Raw genomic sequence first — 15,892 nt, 5'->3', positions numbered from 1 at the left:
ATCAACTCTCCTTCGCTGGGGTCGGGGCGGATTGACCGCTGTCTTTCAACGCTTTGGTCACTTCCGGCGGCATGTACTTCTCGTCATGCTTGGCCAGCACTTCATCAGCGACGACTACACCGTCGGCGTTGATCTTGCCCAGGGCAACAATGCCCTGCCCTTCGCGAAACAGGTCTGGAAGGATGCCGCGATAGGTGATGGTCACGGATTTCTTGAAATCGGTAACGACGAATCTGACGTCCAGCGAGTCCGGGGAGCGTTGCAGGGAACCGGCCTCCACCATGCCGCCAGCGCGAATGCGCGTACCCTGCGGTGCTTCGCCATTGGCGATCTGGGTTGGCGTGTAAAACAGGTTGATGTTTTCCTGCAGCGCGCTCAAGGCCAGGCCGACAGCAGTGCCGACCCCGACCAGAATTGCCAGAATGATGATCAGACGCTTTTTACGCAGCGGATTCACTTGCCGTTCTCCCGGCGCAGACGACGCGCCTCTTGTTGCAGATAGCGCTTGCGGGCGGCAATTGGCGCCGCGACGTTGAGGACCAGTACCGCCAGACAGATGCCGTAGGCCGACCAGACATACAGGCCATGATGGCCCATGGCGAGGAAGTCGCCGAATGAAGCAAAACTCATCGCGCGCCCTCCAGACTGTTCTGCACTTCTTCTTTCACCCAACTGGCGCGGGCTTCGCGCTTGAGCACTTCGAGGCGCATGCGCAGCAACAACACGGCGCCGAAGAAGCAGTAGAAACCCAACACCGTCAGCAGCAGCGGCAGCCACATTTCGACGGGCATTGCCGGTTTTTCGGTGAGGGTGAAAGTCGCGCCCTGGTGCAGGGTGTTCCACCACTCCACCGAGTATTTGATGATCGGGATGTTGATCACGCCGACGATGGCCAACACCGCGCAGGCCTTGGCGGCGCTGTCGCGGTTGCTGATCGCGTTGCCCAGCGCGATCAGGCCGAAATACAGGAACAGCAGAATCAGCATCGAAGTCAGGCGCGCATCCCAGACCCACCATGAGCCCCACGTCGGTTTGCCCCAGATCGCCCCGGTGACCAGCGCCACGGCGGTCATCCACGCGCCGATCGGTGCGGCGCATTGCAGGGCGACGTCGGCCAGTTTCATCTTCCACACCAGACCGACCACACCGCACACCGCCAGCATCACGTAAATCGACTGAGCGAGCATCGCGGCGGGCACGTGAATGTAGATGATGCGAAAGCTGTTGCCTTGCTGATAATCCGGCGGCGCGAAAGCCAGGCCCCAGACAACGCCGACACCAATCAGCAGCAACGCTGCAATGCTCAACCACGGCAAAAACTTGCTGCTGATGCCGTAGAACCACTTGGGCGAGCCGAGCTTGTGAAACCAGGTCCAGTTCATACTGTATCCATCACGGGTGCCGCTCATCGGTGTGAGCTGGCATTTGGGTCATGCCTTTCCTGAAAAAAGCGGTTAATTTTTAACCAGACCTCATTATTATTCGCCGACGCTGATCTTCAGGCCAGCCGCTATTGCAAAGGGTGTCAGGGTTATCGCCAGGGCGGTCAGGCTCCCAAGCCACAGCAGATAACCGGTCGCCGGCATGCCTTGCAAGGCTGCCTGCAAGGCGCCACTGCCGAGGATCAACACCGGGATGTACAACGGCAGAATCAGCAGCGCCAGCAACAGGCCGCCACGCTTCAAACCCACAGTCAGCGCCGCGCCCACCGCGCCGAGCAAGCTCAGCACCGGGGTACCCAGCAGCAATGACAGCAGCAATACCGGCAGACAGGCAGCAGGCAAGCCGAGCATCAACGCCAGCAAGGGTGAGAGCAAAACCAGCGCCAGCCCGGAAAAGAGCCAGTGTGCCAGCACCTTGGCCAAAACCAGAAGTGGCAGCGGGTGCGACGAAAGGACCCACTGCTCCAGAGAGCCGTCTTCGAAATCACTGCGGAAAAGCCCGTCCAGCGAGAGCAGCACGGATAAAAGCGCCGCCACCCAGACTAACCCCGGGGACAGGTTTTGCAACACTTGAGTTTCCGGGCCGACGGCCAGCGGGAACAAGGCGATGACGATGGCAAAGAAAATCAGTGGATTGGCCAGCTCCGCCGGGCGGCGAAACAGCAGTCGGGATTCACGGGCAACCAGCAGGCCGAACACGCTCATACTGCCCAGTTCCCCAAATCAATGTCGCGATAACCCGAAGGCATCCGTGTCAGGGTGTGGTGCGTGGTCAACACCACCAGACCGCCGCGCTCACAGTGTCCGGCCAGATGTTCTTCAAGTTGCGCCACGCCCTGCTTGTCGAGGGCGGTAAACGGCTCATCGAGAATCCACAGCGGCGGGCTATCGAGATACAGACGCGCCAGCGCCACGCGGCGTTGTTGACCGGCAGAAAGACTGTGGCAGGGAACATCTTCGAATCCGCGCAATCCTACCGCTGCCAGTGCTTGCCAGATCGCATCGCGTTCGGCGGGATGATGCAGGGCGCAGAGCCACGACAGGTTCTCTTCCGGGGTCAGTAAGTCCTTGATCCCGGCGGCATGGCCGATCCACAACAGATTGCGCGCCAGTTCACTGCGTTGCTCGGTCAATGGCTGACCATTGAGCAAGACCTGACCTTCGGTCGGCTGCATCAGACCGGCCAGTAAACGCAGCAAACTGGTTTTACCACTGCCGTTGGGGCCGCTGATCTGCACCATATTGCCGCTGACGAGTCGCAATTCGAGATTTTCGAAGAGCAGCCTCAGGTCACGTTCACACGCGAGGGCAACGGTTTGCAGGACAGGACTGGTCAAGGGATCACGGGCCTTATACGGTTCAAGTCGGCTCTGGCGCGGCCGTTAAAGAGATGCAGCATAAATGCAATGACGGCTCGATCTAGAGAGCTGCGTCAAACAATTGCTATGTTTTTTGAACGAAGCGCAAGACGGGCGGCATTATACATGTCGTGCCTTACTCTCAAGAGTGCAATTTCCTCAGGTTGTGTCCGCGTATGACAGGCGAAATGAACATCCTCCCGCTCCCGACGACCACCCCGGCGACCGTTCGCCCGCAGGTCGGCGAGTTGCTCAAGCTGCTGACACCGGTCGAAGGCTTGATCGGGACCGGCCAGAGCGCCAAGGCTGAGGTGTTGTCGCTCAAGCAGGCGGATCAGACGTTTGAACTGCTGCTCAAGGTAACGCTGGACAGCGGTCGCCAAACCACGGTGCAAGCGACCAGCAATCTACCGCTGGCGCAAGGCACCAGTCTGGCGATCACTCAGCCGTCTGCGGGAAACCTGGCGATTACCGTGCAACAGGCCATTGCCAGCAGCGTTGCCGCCCTCACCCGCATCGATACGGCGCAATTGCCGGTGGGCACCCTGCTGCAAGGCAAGGTGCTGACTTCGCAGGTGCTCCCGCAAACGCCGGGGCAAGCGACGGTGTTTCGTTCGATGGTCAGCATGCTCAACACCGCCTTGAGCGGCAGCACATTGACCATCGACAGCCCGCAGCCACTGCGCATCGGCACCCTGCTCTCGGCGTTGGTAGAAGATTCGCAAACGTTGAAATTCCTGCCGCTGAGCAGTCGTCAGGAGCAATTGGCGGTGAGCCAGCAACTGGTCGGCCAGCAAGGTCGTCAGGCTTCATTGACCGGTTTGCTGAACGCGCTGCAAAACCTGCCAGCCAACACCGATCAAACGTCGACAGATTTACGCGCTGCGGTAGATCGCCTGCTCGCCAGCCTGCCGAACGTGCAACAGCTGAGCACCGCCAAAGGCGTCGCACAGGCCTTGGCCAACAGCGGCATGTTTCTCGAAGCCAAACTGCTGACCGGACAAACCCCGACGCTGGCACCGGACATGAAAGCCGATCTGCTCAAACTGGTCGCGCAACTGACACCGGGCCTGCCGAGCAGCACCAGTTTCAACGCCATCATCGCCGCCAACACCCTCGCACAGGCGATGCCGAGTTTCGTACGCAACGCCCTCGGCATGCTGGGCCAGGTCAGCGCCAAACCGCTACCCAGCAGCTTCCCGCTGCCCGACCGTTTGCTGCAAAGCCAGGACGGCGAAGGTGATCTGGAGCATTTGCTGCGCCTCGCTGCTGCTGCCATCTCGCGTTTGCAAAGCCATCAGTTGTCGAGCCTGGAACAGACTGGCGTCACCGATGACGGGCGGCTGCTCAGCACCTGGCAGCTGGAAATCCCCATGCGCAACCTGCAAGACATCGTGCCGTTGCAGGTCAAGTTCCAGCGCGAAGAAGCGCCGGAGAAAGAACCGCAACCGAACGAGCGCCGCGACGAACGCGAGCCGAAACAACAACTGTGGCGCGTCGATCTGGCGTTCGACATGGAGCCGCTCGGGCCGATGCAGATTCAGGCGCAACTGATCGCCGGCAGCCTGTCGGGCCAGTTGTGGGCTGAACGGCCGTACACCGCTGATCTGATCGAAAACAACCTGTTCGCGCTGCGCCAGCGCCTGCTGGATCGTGGGCTCAACGTTGGTGATATCGACTGCCACCACGGCACCCCGCCGCAAGGCAATCAAACCCGTCTCGACCACCGCTGGGTTGATGAAACCGCATGAATGACGCCACCGCTCCACGCCAGGCCATCGCCCTCAAGTACGACGGCAACCACGCCCCGACGCTCACCGCCAAAGGTGATGACGAACTGGCCGAAGAAATCCTGCGGATCGCCCGCGACTGTGAAGTGCCGATCTATGAGAACGCCGAACTGGTGCGACTGTTGGCGCGAATGGAATTGGGCGACAGCATTCCCGAAGAGCTGTACCGCACCATCGCCGAGATCATCGCGTTTGCGTGGAATCTGAAGGGGAAATTCCCCGAGGGACACGACCCGGATGCACCGATGGTCGAGAAGGACATCACCGAGCGCGGCGATGATTATTAAGCCGTAAAAGCAAAGATCGCAGCCTTCGGCAGCTCCTACAGGGAAATGCGAATTCCGATGTAGAAGCTGCCGAAGGCTGCGATCTTTTGATCTTGCTTGCTTCAGTTCTTGTGTAGCTTACGCATCAACTCCGCCTCAGCCTGGGTCAAGCCACAGGACTGAGTCAGCTCATCAACGCTCGCGCCCATCCCCACCAGTTTCGCCGCTTGGGCGAACGACAGGCTGGATGGATCACGCTGTTCCAGCTGAACGATTTTGTCCGGCAACGGACCGACTACCGCCCGCAGCTCGTGCAGGGCTTCGCCCATGCGCACATTACCGTTCTGATAATCGTCAACGCGCTTGGCCAGTTCCTTGATGCGCTGATCACGCAGCGCATCACCCTCGGCCTGTTGCGCAGCGATCACCCGCTGCGCCTTGATGTACGCCAGAAACATTGCCAGCGTGCCTGCCCAGAAGAGGAACAGGACAATGACCGCAACTTCGAGAATCAATCAGATGTTCTCCAGGTCCGACCACTCTTCTTCGCTCATCATCTTGTCCAGCTCGACCAGGATCAGCAACTCGTTGTTCTTGTTGCACACGCCCTGGATGAACTTGGCCGACTCTTCGTTACCGACGTTTGGCGCCGTTTCGATTTCCGACTGACGCAGGTAAACCACTTCGGCCACGCTGTCGACCATGATGCCGACGACTTGCTTGTCGGCTTCGATGATGACGATACGGGTGTTGTCGCTGATCTCGCCGGTGCTCAGGCCGAAGCGCTGACGGGTGTCGATCACGGTGACCACGTTACCGCGCAGGTTGATGATGCCCAGCACGTAGCTTGGCGCACCCGGCACCGGAGCGATCTCGGTGTAGCGCAGCACTTCCTGAACGCGCATCACGTTGATGCCGTAGGTTTCGTTGTCCAGCTTGAAGGTCACCCATTGCAGGATCGGATCTTCAGAACCCTTTGCCGCCGTCGCCTTGTCGTTCATACCCTAGCCCCTCGAAGTACCGCCACTGGCGGTGTATGTTCCGTGCCCCGCCATACGTATGCCGGTGCTTGTCTGTTATGTAAGTGTTAAATCGGTTTGTGGTTCGGCTTACTGCCGGGCATGTGCTTTGCCCCGCCGCTGGCGATCAACTCCGCAAGAGCTGCGACATCGAGCAAGGCGCACATGTGTTCAATCACGGTGCCGGCAAGCCATGGCCGCTGACCCCGGTGACTTCTCCATTTGATTTCATTCGGATCAAGACGCAACGAACGACTGACCTGATGCACCGCCAGGCCCCACTCGTAACCTTGTACCGAAATCACGTACTGCAAGCCCTGACGGAAATCATCGCGATAGCGATCCGGCATGACCCAGCGCGCGGTGTCCAGAACTTTCAGGTTGCCGGCCTGGCTCGGCAGAATCCCGAGGAACCATTCCGGCTGACCAAACAGCGGCGTCAACTCGTGACCGGCCAGCGAGTAGATCGAGCCCAGGCACACCAATGGCACGGCCAGGGTCAACCCGGCGACATCGAACAGCAGGCATTCGAAAGCTTCGGAGGCCCAGGCCGGACGGCCGTCGGTGTCGACCGGCGGCGGTGTGTTGCTTGGCGGCAGATGCACTTCCACCAGCGGCGTGACGAGCGCTTGAACAACCGGTTCGGCCGCTGGCGCTTCTGGCACTGGCTCTGGCTCGATGGGTTCAGGCACAGCTTGCAGCAACTGCGTTTGCAGCAGCGGCGCAAGGGTCGATACCACGCGCACAGGTTCAGCCGTTTCGAGCAACACCACGGGCGCCCTGGCCACCGGGGCGGGCGCAGCGACCGGCGCAACAGCTCTGGCTGCTTTCTCGGCATCGCGCGCCTGCTCTTCAAGCACCGCCGCCTGGAATTCATCCAGCGCTTCGGCGCTTTCAATCACCTCGGGCTGGGAAGCGACCTGCACTGGCAACTCGTCCGGGATCTCCTCCAACAAGCTGTCCAGATAGGACTGCAACGCCATCTGCGGCTTGGAGGTCATCTTCACCGGCCGATTCATACACAACCCCCTGTAGGAGCTGCGGAACGCTGCGATGTTTTGATCTTTTCAGAAGCGCCACAAAACCCGATCAAAAGATCGCAGCCTGCGGCAGCTCCTACACAGGGCAAAATCATCTCAAGCCACCTGCGCAACAAGTTGTTGCGCCAACAGATGCTTGAGCAGCGCGCGGTAAGCCAGCACGCCACGACTCTTGCCGTCGAATTGCGACGGCGTGACACCCGCGCGGCTGGCGTCGCGCAGACGGGTATCGACCGGGATGTAGCCCTGCCAGATATCGTCGGGAAATTTGTCGCGCAGCACGCGCAAGGTGCTCATCGACGCTTGAGTACGGCGGTCGAACAACGTCGGTACGATGCTGAACGGCAGCGCCTGTTTGCGTGAGCGGTTGATCATCGCCAACGTGTTGACCATGCGCTCCAGGCCTTTAACGGCCAGGTGCTCGGTCTGTACCGGGATCACCAACTGCTGGCTCGCCGCGAGGGCGTTGACCATCAGCACGCCGAGCAACGGCGGGCTGTCGATGACCGCGTAATCAAAGTCCTGCCACAACTGCGCCAGACTCTTGGCGATCACCAGCCCCAGGCCACTTTGCCCAGGCGACTGGCGCTCAAGCGTCGCCAGTGCGGTGCTCGAGGGCAGCAGGGAAATGCGTTCGTCACTGGTCGACAGCAGCAACTGCCCGGGCAAGCCTTGCGGCACGCTGCCCTTGTGCAGGAACAGGTCGTAGTTGCTGTGTTCCAGGCTGTCGGGATCGTAGCCGAAATAGCTGGTCATCGAGCCGTGCGGGTCGAGATCGACCACGACCACGCGCTTGCCCGCCTCGGCCAGCAATCCGGCTAAAGCGATGGAAGAGGTGGTTTTACCGACCCCACCCTTTTGATTGGCGACTGCCCAGACTCTCATTCAGTTCGTTCCTCCCGACCGAGATGCTCGGCCGAGACATGGCTCAGCGTATTAATGCGGGTGACGGAGAATTGACGGCACTCTCGCGTCCCGGCGTCTTGACCGGGGTCGGTGCAGTTTGTGTGCCAGCGCGCTTCAGTGCGGCGTCCGGTTGCGCATGAGCGGTTCCGGTACCCGTCAGGCTGCGGCGCACATCCAGATTGCGCGACACCACCAGCACCACGCGACGGTTTTTCGCCCGGCCTTCGGCGGTGGCGTTATTCGCTACTGGCTGGAATTCGCCGTAGCCCACCGAGGCCAGCCGACCGGGATTGACGCCCTGCATCGCCAGCATGCGCACGATGCTCGCCGAGCGCGCCGAGGACAGCTCCCAGTTGGTCGGGTACTGCGCGGTGCGGATCGGCTGGTCGTCGGTAAAACCTTCGACGTGGATCGGGTTGTCGAACGGTTTGAGGATCGCTGCAACCTTGTCGATGATGTTGAAGGCGATGTCGCTCGGCATGGCGTCGCCGCTGCCGAACAACAGGCTGGAGTTGAGTTCGATTTCGACCCACAACTCATTGCCGCGCACAGTCATCTGGTTGGAGCTGATCAGGTCACCGAATGCGGCGCTGATGTCGTCGGCAATGCTTTTCAGCGGATCGCTGGCGCCGGCGATACCGGCGTCAACCTGCTCGGCGTCCTTGACCAGCGGTTTGGCCGGGGTCACGGTCTTCGGTCTCTCGTCGCCAATCTGGATCGGCTTGAGCGCGCGGTCGGAGTCGGTAAAGACCCCGACCAGCGCTTCGGAAATTTCCTTGTACTTGCCTTCGTTGATCGACGAAATCGAGTACATCACCACGAAGAAAGCGAACAGCAGCGTAATGAAGTCGGCGTAGGACACGAGCCAGCGCTCGTGATTAACGTGTTCTTCCTGATGCCTGCGACGAGCCATAGTCCATTACCCCCATCAATCCATGAAGCCCTGAAGCTTCAGCTCGATAGAGCGCGGGTTTTCACCTTCGGCGATCGACAAGATCCCTTCCAACAACATTTCGCGATAACGCGACTGCCGCAACGCGATGGACTTCAGTTTGGCCGCTACCGGCAACAGGATCAGGTTGGCACTGGCCACACCATAGATCGTCGCAACGAACGCCACGGCGATGCCGCTGCCCAGTTGCGTCGGGTCGGCGAGGTTGCCCATCACGTGGATCAGGCCCATCACCGCGCCGATGATGCCGATGGTTGGCGCGTAGCCACCCATGCTTTCAAAGACTTTGGAGGCTTCGATATCGCGCGCTTCCTGGGTGTAAAAATCCACCTCGAGGATGCTGCGGATCGCTTCCGGCTCGGCGCCATCGACCAGCAGTTGCAGGCCTTTGCGCGAGTAGTTGTCAGGTTCGGCGTCAGCCACCCCTTCCAGCCCGAGCAAGCCCTCCTTGCGCGCAGTGAGGCTCCAATTGACCACGCGGTCGATGCCGCCAGCCAGGTCCACGCGTGGCGGAAAGAAGATCCACGCGAGGATCTGCATCGCGCGCTTGAACGCGCTCATCGGCGATTGCAACAGCGCGGCACCGATGGTGCCGCCTATTACGATCAGTGCCGCCGGGCCGTTGGCCAGCGCACCGAGGTGACCACCTTCCAGGTAGTTGCCGCCGATGATGGCGACGAACGCCATGATGATCCCGATAAGGCTTAGAACATCCATCAGATACACGCCTCGACGATGTGCTTGCCGATGTCGTCCAGACCGTACACCGCGTCAGCGAGGTCGGCTTTGACGATGGCCATCGGCATGCCGTAGATCACGCAGCTTGCCTCATCCTGTGCCCACACCGAACTGCCGCCCTGCTTGAGCAGGCGCGCGCCTTCACGGCCGTCGGCGCCCATGCCGGTCAGCACGACCGCCAGAACTTTGTCGCCGTACGACTTGGCTGCAGAACCGAAGGTGATGTCCACGCACGGCTTGTAGTTCAGACGCTCGTCGCCCGGCAGGATTTTCACCGCCCCACGGCCGTCGATCATCATTTGCTTGCCACCCGGTGCCAGCAGCGCCAGGCCCGGACGCAGGATGTCGCCATCCTCGGCTTCCTTGACGCTGATGCGGCAGAGCTTGTCCAGACGCTCGGCAAAGGCTTTGGTGAACGCCGCCGGCATGTGCTGGATCAGCACGATCGGCGCCGGGAAATTCGCCGGCAACTGCGTCAGCACGCGTTGCAGCGCAACCGGGCCACCTGTCGATGTACCGATAGCGACGAGTTTGTAGGCCTTGCGTTTCGGTGCCGGCGACGAAGCACTTGCAGCCGGCGTGCGGGTCGGCGCCGGAGCAGGTGCCGGGCGTGCCGGTGTGCTGCTGGTGTGGCTGCTTTGGCTACTGAAACTCGATGCAGCCGAGGCCGGAGTCGGCGCAGGGGCTGGAGCAGCAACAGGCGCAGGTGCGCTGTAAGCACTGAAACGACGATTACTGCGCGAGATGCTATGCACCTTTTCGCACAGCAGTTGCTTGACCTTCTCGGGATTACGCGAGATGTCTTCGAAATTCTTCGGCAGGAAATCCACCGCGCCGGCGTCCAGCGCATCCAGGGTTACCCGGGCGCCTTCGTGGGTCAGCGAGGAGAACATCAACACCGGGGTCGGGCAGCGCTGCATGATGTGCCGCACTGCCGTGATGCCGTCCATCATTGGCATCTCGTAGTCCATGGTGATCACGTCAGGCTTGAGCGCCATGGCCTGATCGATCGCCTCTTTACCGTTGGTTGCCGTACCGACAACCTGGATGCTCGGATCTGCTGAAAGAATTTCCGAGACGCGGCGGCGGAAAAAACCCGAATCGTCCACCACCAGGACTTTGACTGCCATAAACACTCCATTAGGTGCAGCGGAGCGTCATCGCCCCGCCGCCCCGGATTCAAATACGCCGTGCGGCGTAACGCTTGAGCATGCTCGGAACATCAAGGATCAGCGCGATACGGCCGTCACCAGTGATGGTGGCGCCGGACATGCCCGGAGTGCCCTGAAGCATTTTGCCCAATGGCTTGATGACCACTTCTTCCTGGCCGACCAGTTGATCGACGACGAAGCCGATCCGCTGGGTGCCCACCGAAAGGATCACCACATGGCCTTCGCGCTGCTCTTCGTGAGCGGCGGAGCTGACCAGCCAGCGCTTGAGGTAGAACAATGGCAAGGCCTTGTCCCGCACGATCACCACTTCCTGACCGTCGACGACGTTGGTGGTCGACAGGTCGAGGTGGAAGATTTCGTTGACGTTGACCAGCGGGAACGCGAACGCCTGATTGCCCAACATGACCATCAGCGTCGGCATGATCGCCAAGGTCAACGGCACCTTGATGACGATTTTCGAGCCTTGGCCCTTGGTCGAGTAGATGTTGATCGAACCGTTGAGCTGGGAAATCTTGGTCTTCACCACGTCCATGCCGACACCGCGGCCAGACACGTCGGAGATCTCGGTCTTGGTCGAGAACCCAGGGGCAAAGATCAGGTTGTAGCACTCGGTATCGCTCAGGCGATCGGCTGCGTCCTTGTCCATCACACCGCGTTTTACCGCGATGGCGCGCAGGACGTTCGGGTCCATGCCTTTGCCGTCATCGGAAATCGACAGCAGGATGTGATCGCCTTCCTGTTCGGCGGCCAACACCACTTTGCCGCCACGGGCCTTGCCCGAAGCTTCGCGTTCTTCCGGCGACTCAATGCCGTGGTCGACCGCGTTGCGCACCAAGTGGACCAGCGGATCGGCCAAGGCCTCGACAAGGTTTTTGTCGAGGTCGGTTTCTTCGCCGACCAGTTCCAGATTGATTTCTTTCTTGAGCTGACGAGCCAGATCGCGAACCAGACGCGGGAAGCGCCCGAAGACCTTCTTGATCGGTTGCATCCGCGTTTTCATCACCGCGGTCTGCAAGTCAGCCGTGACCACGTCGAGGTTCGACACAGCCTTTTGCATGGCTTCGTCGCCGCTGTTCAGACCCAGGCGCACCAGACGGTTACGCACCAGCACCAGCTCGCCGACCATGTTCATGATTTCGTCGAGACGCGCGGTGTCGACCCGTACGGTGGTTTCGGCTTCGCTGGCCGGTTTTTCCGGCGGTGGCGCCGCTGGCGCACGGGCCGGAGCCGGTGCAGCAGCGGCGGCAGGTTTTGGCGATTCGGCTTTCGGCGCAGGCTTGGGCGCTGCGGCCGGGGCCTTGGCGGCAGGTTTTGCGACGGCGGCAGTGCTGCCGGCAGACGCGGTCCCTACTTCAGTGAACTTGCCTTTGCCGTGCAGTTCGTCGAGCAGCGATTCGAATTCGTGATCGCTGATCAAATCGCTGCCGGCCGCAGCCGCTGCCGGAGCAGCAGGCGCAGGCACCGCGGCAATCGCCGATTCCAGCGCATCAACGGCAAAGTTGCCCTTGCCGTGCAACTGATCGAGCAGCGCTTCGAATTCGTCGTCGGTGATGTCCGAGCTGTCGCCCTTGGCCGGTGCCGCAGGAGCCGCCGCCGCAGGGGCCACAGCATCAACCGCGAACTGGCCTTTGCCGTGCAGTTGATCGAGCAACGACTCGAACTCGGCATCGGTAATTTCATCGCTGGCCGCTTCAGTTGCAGCAGGCGCAGCGGCAGCCGCCGGGGCTTCGGCCTGAGCCTTGACGGCGTTCAGCGAGTCCAGCAACTGTTCAAATTCGTTATCGGTGATGTCGCCCGAATCGCTTTCGGCAACCGGTGCCTCGACGACTTCTTCAACCGCTTCGGCTTCAGCCGATTGCGGTTCGGCCAGACGCGCCAGGGCGGCCAGCAGCTCAGGCGTAGCCGCCGTAATCGGGCTGCGCTCGCGCACTTCGGTGAACATGCCGTTCACCGCATCCAGCGCTTCAAGCACAACGTCCATCAGTTCTGAATCAACGCGACGCTCACCCTTTCGCAGGATGTCGAACACGTTTTCGGCGATGTGACAGCACTCAACCAGCTCATTGAGCTGAAGGAAGCCGGCGCCCCCTTTTACAGTGTGGAAACCGCGAAAAATTGCGTTGAGCAGATCAGCATCATCCGGCCGGCTTTCCAGCTCGACCAATTGTTCTGACAGCTGCTCAAGAATCTCGCCGGCCTCAACCAGGAAATCCTGAAGGATCTCTTCATCGGCGCCGAAGCTCATTAAGGGGGTGCTCCTACAGGTCTAAAAACCTAAAACTCAAAATCCAAGGCTGGATAGCAAATCGTCCACATCGTCCTGACCGGACACAACGTCTTCTCGTTTATCGGCATGAATCTGCGGACCTTCACCCTGCGAGAGATGTTTTTGTGGATCTTTTTCAGCGAGCATCGCCGCACGGTCATGTTCGATGCCCGCAAAGCGGTCCACCTGACTGGCCATGAGCACGAGTTTGAGCAAATTGCTTTCGACTTCGGTGACCAGTTGGGTCACACGCTTGATCACCTGACCGGTGAGGTCCTGGTAATCCTGAGCCAGCAGGATGTCGTTCAGATTGCTCGACACCGCACGGTTGCCCGTGCTGCTGCGTGACAGAAAACCGTCGACCCGGCGCGCCAGTTCGCGGAACTCTTCGGCCCCGACCTCACGACGCATGAAGCGACCCCAATCGGTACTCAAGGCCTGAGCTTCATCAGCCAGACCATTGACCACCGGCGTGGCGCTTTCCACCAGATCCATGGTGCGGTTGGCCGCGGCTTCCGTCAGCTTGACCACATAGCCCAGGCGTTCGGTGGCGTCGGTAATTTGCGACACTTCCTCGGCCTGCGGCATGTTCGGATCAATCTGGAAATTGACGATCGCACTGTGCAGTTCACGTGTGAGCTTGCCAACTTCCTGGTACAGGCCACGGTCACGGGTCTGATTGAGCTCATGGATCAATTGCACAGCGTCACCGAACCTGCCCTTTTCAAGGCTTTCGACCAGTTCGACCGCATGTTTTTTCAGGGTCGATTCAAAATCGCCCTGTGAAGATTCTTTGTGGTCCATAGCTCCCCCGTGGCGCAGTTTCTCAACCGATGCGTTCGAAAATCTTCTCGATTTTGTCTTTCAACGCCTGGGCCGTGAAGGGTTTCACCACATAGCCGTTTACACCGGCCTGGGCTGCTTCAATGATCTGCTCGCGCTTGGCTTCAGCGGTCACCATCAGCACTGGCAGGTGCTTGAGTTTTTCATCGGCGCGCACGTGACGCAGCAGGTCGATACCGGTCATGCCCGGCATGTTCCAGTCCGTTACCAGAAAGTCGATGCTGCCGCTGTTGAGAACCGGAATGGCGGTAATGCCATCGTCAGCCTCGACGGTGTTGGTGAACCCCAGATCGCGCAGCAGGTTCTTGATGATCCGCCGCATCGTTGAGAAGTCATCAACGATGAGGATTTTCATGTTCTTGTCCAATTCGACCTCCAAGCAGTCTTAAACGCGCCCAGCACCTGGACGCGCCATTTCATTCAATCCGGCGTAACACTCAAAGACTGTCTGGAGCACAACAGAGCAAGACCGGTGCCGTTCATCACCGCACCAGCCTCGTTCGCAGTGTCCCCACACTGCCTTCAGCGCGCTCGCCACTCCCCCAAACGCCCCCGCAAACGGGCCGCGCACTGGCTGTGTAACTGGCTGACCCGCGACTCACTGACGCCAAGGACTTCACCGATCTCCTTGAGGTTCAGCTCTTCGTCGTAGTACAGCGCCAACACCAGTCGCTCACGCTCCGGCAAATTGGCAATCGCGTCCGCCAGCGCTGCCTGGAAGCGTTCATCTTCCAGATCGCGTGACGGCTCAAGATGAGCACTCGCGCCATCCTCGTGCAGCCCTTCGTGTTCGCCGTCCTGCAACAGATCGTCGAAACTGAACAAGCGGCTGCCCAGGGTGTCATTCAAAATCCCGTAATAATCGTCGAGACTCAATTGGAGTTCGGCCGCAACTTCGTGATCTTTAGCATCACGGCCGGTTTTAGCTTCAATCGAGCGAATTGCGTCGCTGACCATACGGGTATTGCGGTGAACCGAGCGTGGCGCCCAGTCTCCTTTGCGCACTTCGTCGAGCATCGCGCCGCGGATTCGAATGCCCGCATACGTTTCGAAACTGGCGCCTTTGCTGGCGTCATATTTGGTCGAGACTTCGAGCAGGCCGATCATCCCGGCCTGGATCAGATCCTCGACCTGCACACTCGCCGGCAACCGTGCCAGCAAGTGGTAGGCAATGCGTTTGACCAGTGGCGCATAACGCTCGATCAACTCGTACTGCGCATCACGTGCCGACTTTTTGTAGTAGTTCATACCGCTTGCGGTCATATGACAGGCCCTGCCGTTTGCTGCACGAGGCGCTCGACGAAGAATTCAAGGTGGCCGCGCGGGTTGGCAGGCAGCGGCCAGGTATCGACCTTCTGTGCGATTGCCTTGAACGCCAGTGCGCACTTGGAACGCGGGAAGGCTTCATAGACCGCACGTTGCTTCTGCACGGCCTTGCGCACGCTTTCGTCGTAAGGCACAGCGCCGACGTATTGTAGGGCCACGTCAAGAAAGCGATCAGTGACCTTGGTCAACTTGGCGAACAGGTTGCGCCCTTCCTGCGGGCTCTGCGCCATGTTGGCCAGGACGCGGAAGCGGTTCATGCCGTAATCGCGGTTGAGCAACTTGATCAGCGCGTAAGCGTCGGTAATCGAAGTCGGCTCGTCGCAGACCACCAGCAACACTTCTTGCGCGGCGCGTACGAAACTGACTACCGAGTCACCAATGCCCGCAGCGGTGTCGATCACCAGTACGTCGAGATTGTCGCCGATGTCGCTGAACGCCTGAATCAGACCGGCATGCTGAGCCGGGCTCAGATGCACCATGCTCTGAGTGCCCGATGCAGCCGGCACGATGCGAATTCCGCCCGGGCCTTGCAACAGCACGTCGCGCAATTCACAGCGGCCTTCGATCACGTCGGCCAAGGTGCGTTTGGGCGTCAAACCCAACAGAACGTCGACGTTCGCCAGCCCCAGATCGGCGTCCAGCAGCATGACCCGACGGCCAAGCTCTGCCAGCGCCAGAGACAAGTTCACTGACACATTAGTCTTGCCGACGCCACCTTTGCCGCCAGTCACCGCGATAACCTGTACGGGATGCATGCTGCCCATGTTATTTCTT

Annotated in this window: 19 protein-coding genes; 2 read left to right on the top strand and 17 right to left on the bottom strand. The window is 60.2% G+C overall.

The genetic code is table 11. The annotated features are described in order from the left end of the window. Position 1: 1 nt before the first annotated feature. From ccmE to ccmA, 5 genes are all read right to left on the bottom strand, one after another. Complete coding sequence (ccmE, locus tag H8B20_RS02440) at positions 2 to 457, bottom strand: cytochrome c maturation protein CcmE (RefSeq protein WP_115147812.1); 456 nt, start codon at positions 455 to 457, stop codon at positions 2 to 4. After that, the gene (gene ccmD, locus H8B20_RS02435) at positions 454 to 630 is read right to left on the bottom strand and encodes a heme exporter protein CcmD (RefSeq protein ID WP_007959239.1); all 177 of its coding nucleotides are present in this window, start codon (positions 628 to 630) and stop codon (positions 454 to 456) included. Before ccmD ends, ccmE begins: the two co-directional genes overlap by 4 nt. Continuing rightward, a complete protein-coding gene (locus H8B20_RS02430) occupies positions 627 to 1,382 on the bottom strand; it encodes a heme ABC transporter permease (protein ID WP_042558258.1) in 756 nt (251 codons plus the stop codon). Before H8B20_RS02430 ends, ccmD begins: the two co-directional genes overlap by 4 nt. 96 nt (positions 1,383 to 1,478) lie before the next feature. Continuing rightward, entirely contained in the window at positions 1,479 to 2,147 is a 669-nt protein-coding gene (gene ccmB / locus H8B20_RS02425) for a heme exporter protein CcmB (protein WP_007919970.1), read from the bottom strand. Continuing rightward, positions 2,144 to 2,779, bottom strand: coding sequence for a cytochrome c biogenesis heme-transporting ATPase CcmA (gene ccmA, locus H8B20_RS02420; protein ID WP_210622249.1), 636 nt, complete (start codon positions 2,777 to 2,779; stop codon positions 2,144 to 2,146). Before ccmA ends, ccmB begins: the two co-directional genes overlap by 4 nt. Before the next feature lie 197 nt (positions 2,780 to 2,976). Here ccmA and fliK point away from each other — a divergent pair, with 197 nt between their 5' ends. Continuing rightward, positions 2,977 to 4,551: a flagellar hook-length control protein FliK gene (gene fliK / locus H8B20_RS02415; protein ID WP_210622248.1), complete on the top strand. Its 1,575-nt coding sequence runs from the start codon at positions 2,977 to 2,979 to the stop codon at positions 4,549 to 4,551. Next, positions 4,548 to 4,877 (top strand): EscU/YscU/HrcU family type III secretion system export apparatus switch protein, encoded by a 330-nt coding sequence (locus H8B20_RS02410; protein ID WP_047300283.1) that lies wholly within the window; start codon positions 4,548 to 4,550, stop codon positions 4,875 to 4,877. The genes fliK and H8B20_RS02410 overlap by 4 nt, the downstream gene beginning before the upstream one ends. Before the next feature lie 101 nt (positions 4,878 to 4,978). Here H8B20_RS02410 and H8B20_RS02405 read toward each other — a convergent pair whose 3' ends face one another. The 12 genes from H8B20_RS02405 to fleN form a co-directional block, all read right to left on the bottom strand. Further along, positions 4,979 to 5,371 carry a DUF2802 domain-containing protein gene (locus H8B20_RS02405; RefSeq protein ID WP_047300282.1) on the bottom strand — a complete coding sequence of 131 codons (393 nt, stop codon included), beginning with the start codon at positions 5,369 to 5,371 and terminating at the stop codon, positions 4,979 to 4,981. Continuing rightward, the gene (locus H8B20_RS02400) at positions 5,372 to 5,857 is read right to left on the bottom strand and encodes a chemotaxis protein CheW (RefSeq protein ID WP_042558251.1); all 486 of its coding nucleotides are present in this window, start codon (positions 5,855 to 5,857) and stop codon (positions 5,372 to 5,374) included. It lies immediately after the preceding gene. An 86-nt stretch (positions 5,858 to 5,943) separates the two neighbouring features. Continuing rightward, complete coding sequence (locus H8B20_RS02395) at positions 5,944 to 6,894, bottom strand: CheW domain-containing protein (protein WP_210622247.1); 951 nt, start codon at positions 6,892 to 6,894, stop codon at positions 5,944 to 5,946. A gap of 117 nt (positions 6,895 to 7,011) precedes the next feature. Beyond that, positions 7,012 to 7,800 (bottom strand): ParA family protein, encoded by a 789-nt coding sequence (locus tag H8B20_RS02390; protein WP_042558249.1) that lies wholly within the window; start codon positions 7,798 to 7,800, stop codon positions 7,012 to 7,014. Positions 7,801 to 7,843: 43 nt separating this feature from the next. Beyond that, complete coding sequence (motD, locus tag H8B20_RS02385; protein ID WP_210622246.1) at positions 7,844 to 8,734, bottom strand: flagellar motor protein MotD; 891 nt, start codon at positions 8,732 to 8,734, stop codon at positions 7,844 to 7,846. 15 nt (positions 8,735 to 8,749) lie between these two features. Next, positions 8,750 to 9,490: a flagellar motor protein gene (locus tag H8B20_RS02380; RefSeq protein WP_042558247.1), complete on the bottom strand. Its 741-nt coding sequence runs from the start codon at positions 9,488 to 9,490 to the stop codon at positions 8,750 to 8,752. Next, entirely contained in the window at positions 9,490 to 10,641 is a 1,152-nt protein-coding gene (locus tag H8B20_RS02375; protein ID WP_210622245.1) for a protein-glutamate methylesterase/protein-glutamine glutaminase, read from the bottom strand. Before H8B20_RS02375 ends, H8B20_RS02380 begins: the two co-directional genes overlap by 1 nt. 49 nt (positions 10,642 to 10,690) lie before the next feature. Further along, complete coding sequence (locus H8B20_RS02370) at positions 10,691 to 12,928, bottom strand: chemotaxis protein CheA (RefSeq protein WP_042558245.1); 2,238 nt, start codon at positions 12,926 to 12,928, stop codon at positions 10,691 to 10,693. A 36-nt stretch (positions 12,929 to 12,964) separates the two neighbouring features. Next, entirely contained in the window at positions 12,965 to 13,753 is a 789-nt protein-coding gene (locus H8B20_RS02365) for a protein phosphatase CheZ (protein ID WP_042558244.1), read from the bottom strand. A 22-nt stretch (positions 13,754 to 13,775) separates the two neighbouring features. Next, a complete protein-coding gene (locus H8B20_RS02360) occupies positions 13,776 to 14,147 on the bottom strand; it encodes a chemotaxis response regulator CheY (RefSeq protein WP_008072643.1) in 372 nt (123 codons plus the stop codon). A gap of 167 nt (positions 14,148 to 14,314) precedes the next feature. Beyond that, positions 14,315 to 15,055 (bottom strand): RNA polymerase sigma factor FliA, encoded by a 741-nt coding sequence (gene fliA / locus H8B20_RS02355; protein ID WP_007920004.1) that lies wholly within the window; start codon positions 15,053 to 15,055, stop codon positions 14,315 to 14,317. Beyond that, positions 15,052 to 15,882, bottom strand: coding sequence for a flagellar synthesis regulator FleN (gene fleN / locus H8B20_RS02350; RefSeq protein WP_016771060.1), 831 nt, complete (start codon positions 15,880 to 15,882; stop codon positions 15,052 to 15,054). Before fleN ends, fliA begins: the two co-directional genes overlap by 4 nt. Positions 15,883 to 15,892: the final 10 nt, after the last annotated feature.

This window comes from Pseudomonas sp. P42, assembly GCF_017973755.1.
Taxonomy (GTDB): domain Bacteria; phylum Pseudomonadota; class Gammaproteobacteria; order Pseudomonadales; family Pseudomonadaceae; genus Aquipseudomonas; species Aquipseudomonas iridis.
The sequence above is the reverse complement of the archived record's forward strand: the minus strand, read 5'-3'. Positions and strand labels throughout refer to the sequence as shown.

Coding starts and splice junctions, on each gene's coding strand:
- ccmD (WP_007959239.1), bottom strand. CDS start 630: ATGAGTTTTGCTTCATTCGGCGACTTCCTCGCCATGGGCCATCATGGC.
- H8B20_RS02430 (WP_042558258.1), bottom strand. CDS start 1,382: ATGAACTGGACCTGGTTTCACAAGCTCGGCTCGCCCAAGTGGTTCTAC.
- ccmB (WP_007919970.1), bottom strand. CDS start 2,147: ATGAGCGTGTTCGGCCTGCTGGTTGCCCGTGAATCCCGACTGCTGTTT.
- fliK (WP_210622248.1), top strand. CDS start 2,977: ATGACAGGCGAAATGAACATCCTCCCGCTCCCGACGACCACCCCGGCG.
- H8B20_RS02410 (WP_047300283.1), top strand. CDS start 4,548: ATGAATGACGCCACCGCTCCACGCCAGGCCATCGCCCTCAAGTACGAC.
- H8B20_RS02400 (WP_042558251.1), bottom strand. CDS start 5,857: ATGAACGACAAGGCGACGGCGGCAAAGGGTTCTGAAGATCCGATCCTG.
- H8B20_RS02395 (WP_210622247.1), bottom strand. CDS start 6,894: ATGAATCGGCCGGTGAAGATGACCTCCAAGCCGCAGATGGCGTTGCAG.
- H8B20_RS02390 (WP_042558249.1), bottom strand. CDS start 7,800: ATGAGAGTCTGGGCAGTCGCCAATCAAAAGGGTGGGGTCGGTAAAACC.
- motD (WP_210622246.1), bottom strand. CDS start 8,734: ATGGCTCGTCGCAGGCATCAGGAAGAACACGTTAATCACGAGCGCTGG.
- H8B20_RS02380 (WP_042558247.1), bottom strand. CDS start 9,490: ATGGATGTTCTAAGCCTTATCGGGATCATCATGGCGTTCGTCGCCATC.
- H8B20_RS02375 (WP_210622245.1), bottom strand. CDS start 10,641: ATGGCAGTCAAAGTCCTGGTGGTGGACGATTCGGGTTTTTTCCGCCGC.
- H8B20_RS02370 (WP_042558245.1), bottom strand. CDS start 12,928: ATGAGCTTCGGCGCCGATGAAGAGATCCTTCAGGATTTCCTGGTTGAG.
- H8B20_RS02365 (WP_042558244.1), bottom strand. CDS start 13,753: ATGGACCACAAAGAATCTTCACAGGGCGATTTTGAATCGACCCTGAAA.
- H8B20_RS02360 (WP_008072643.1), bottom strand. CDS start 14,147: ATGAAAATCCTCATCGTTGATGACTTCTCAACGATGCGGCGGATCATC.
- fliA (WP_007920004.1), bottom strand. CDS start 15,055: ATGACCGCAAGCGGTATGAACTACTACAAAAAGTCGGCACGTGATGCG.
- fleN (WP_016771060.1), bottom strand. CDS start 15,882: ATGGGCAGCATGCATCCCGTACAGGTTATCGCGGTGACTGGCGGCAAA.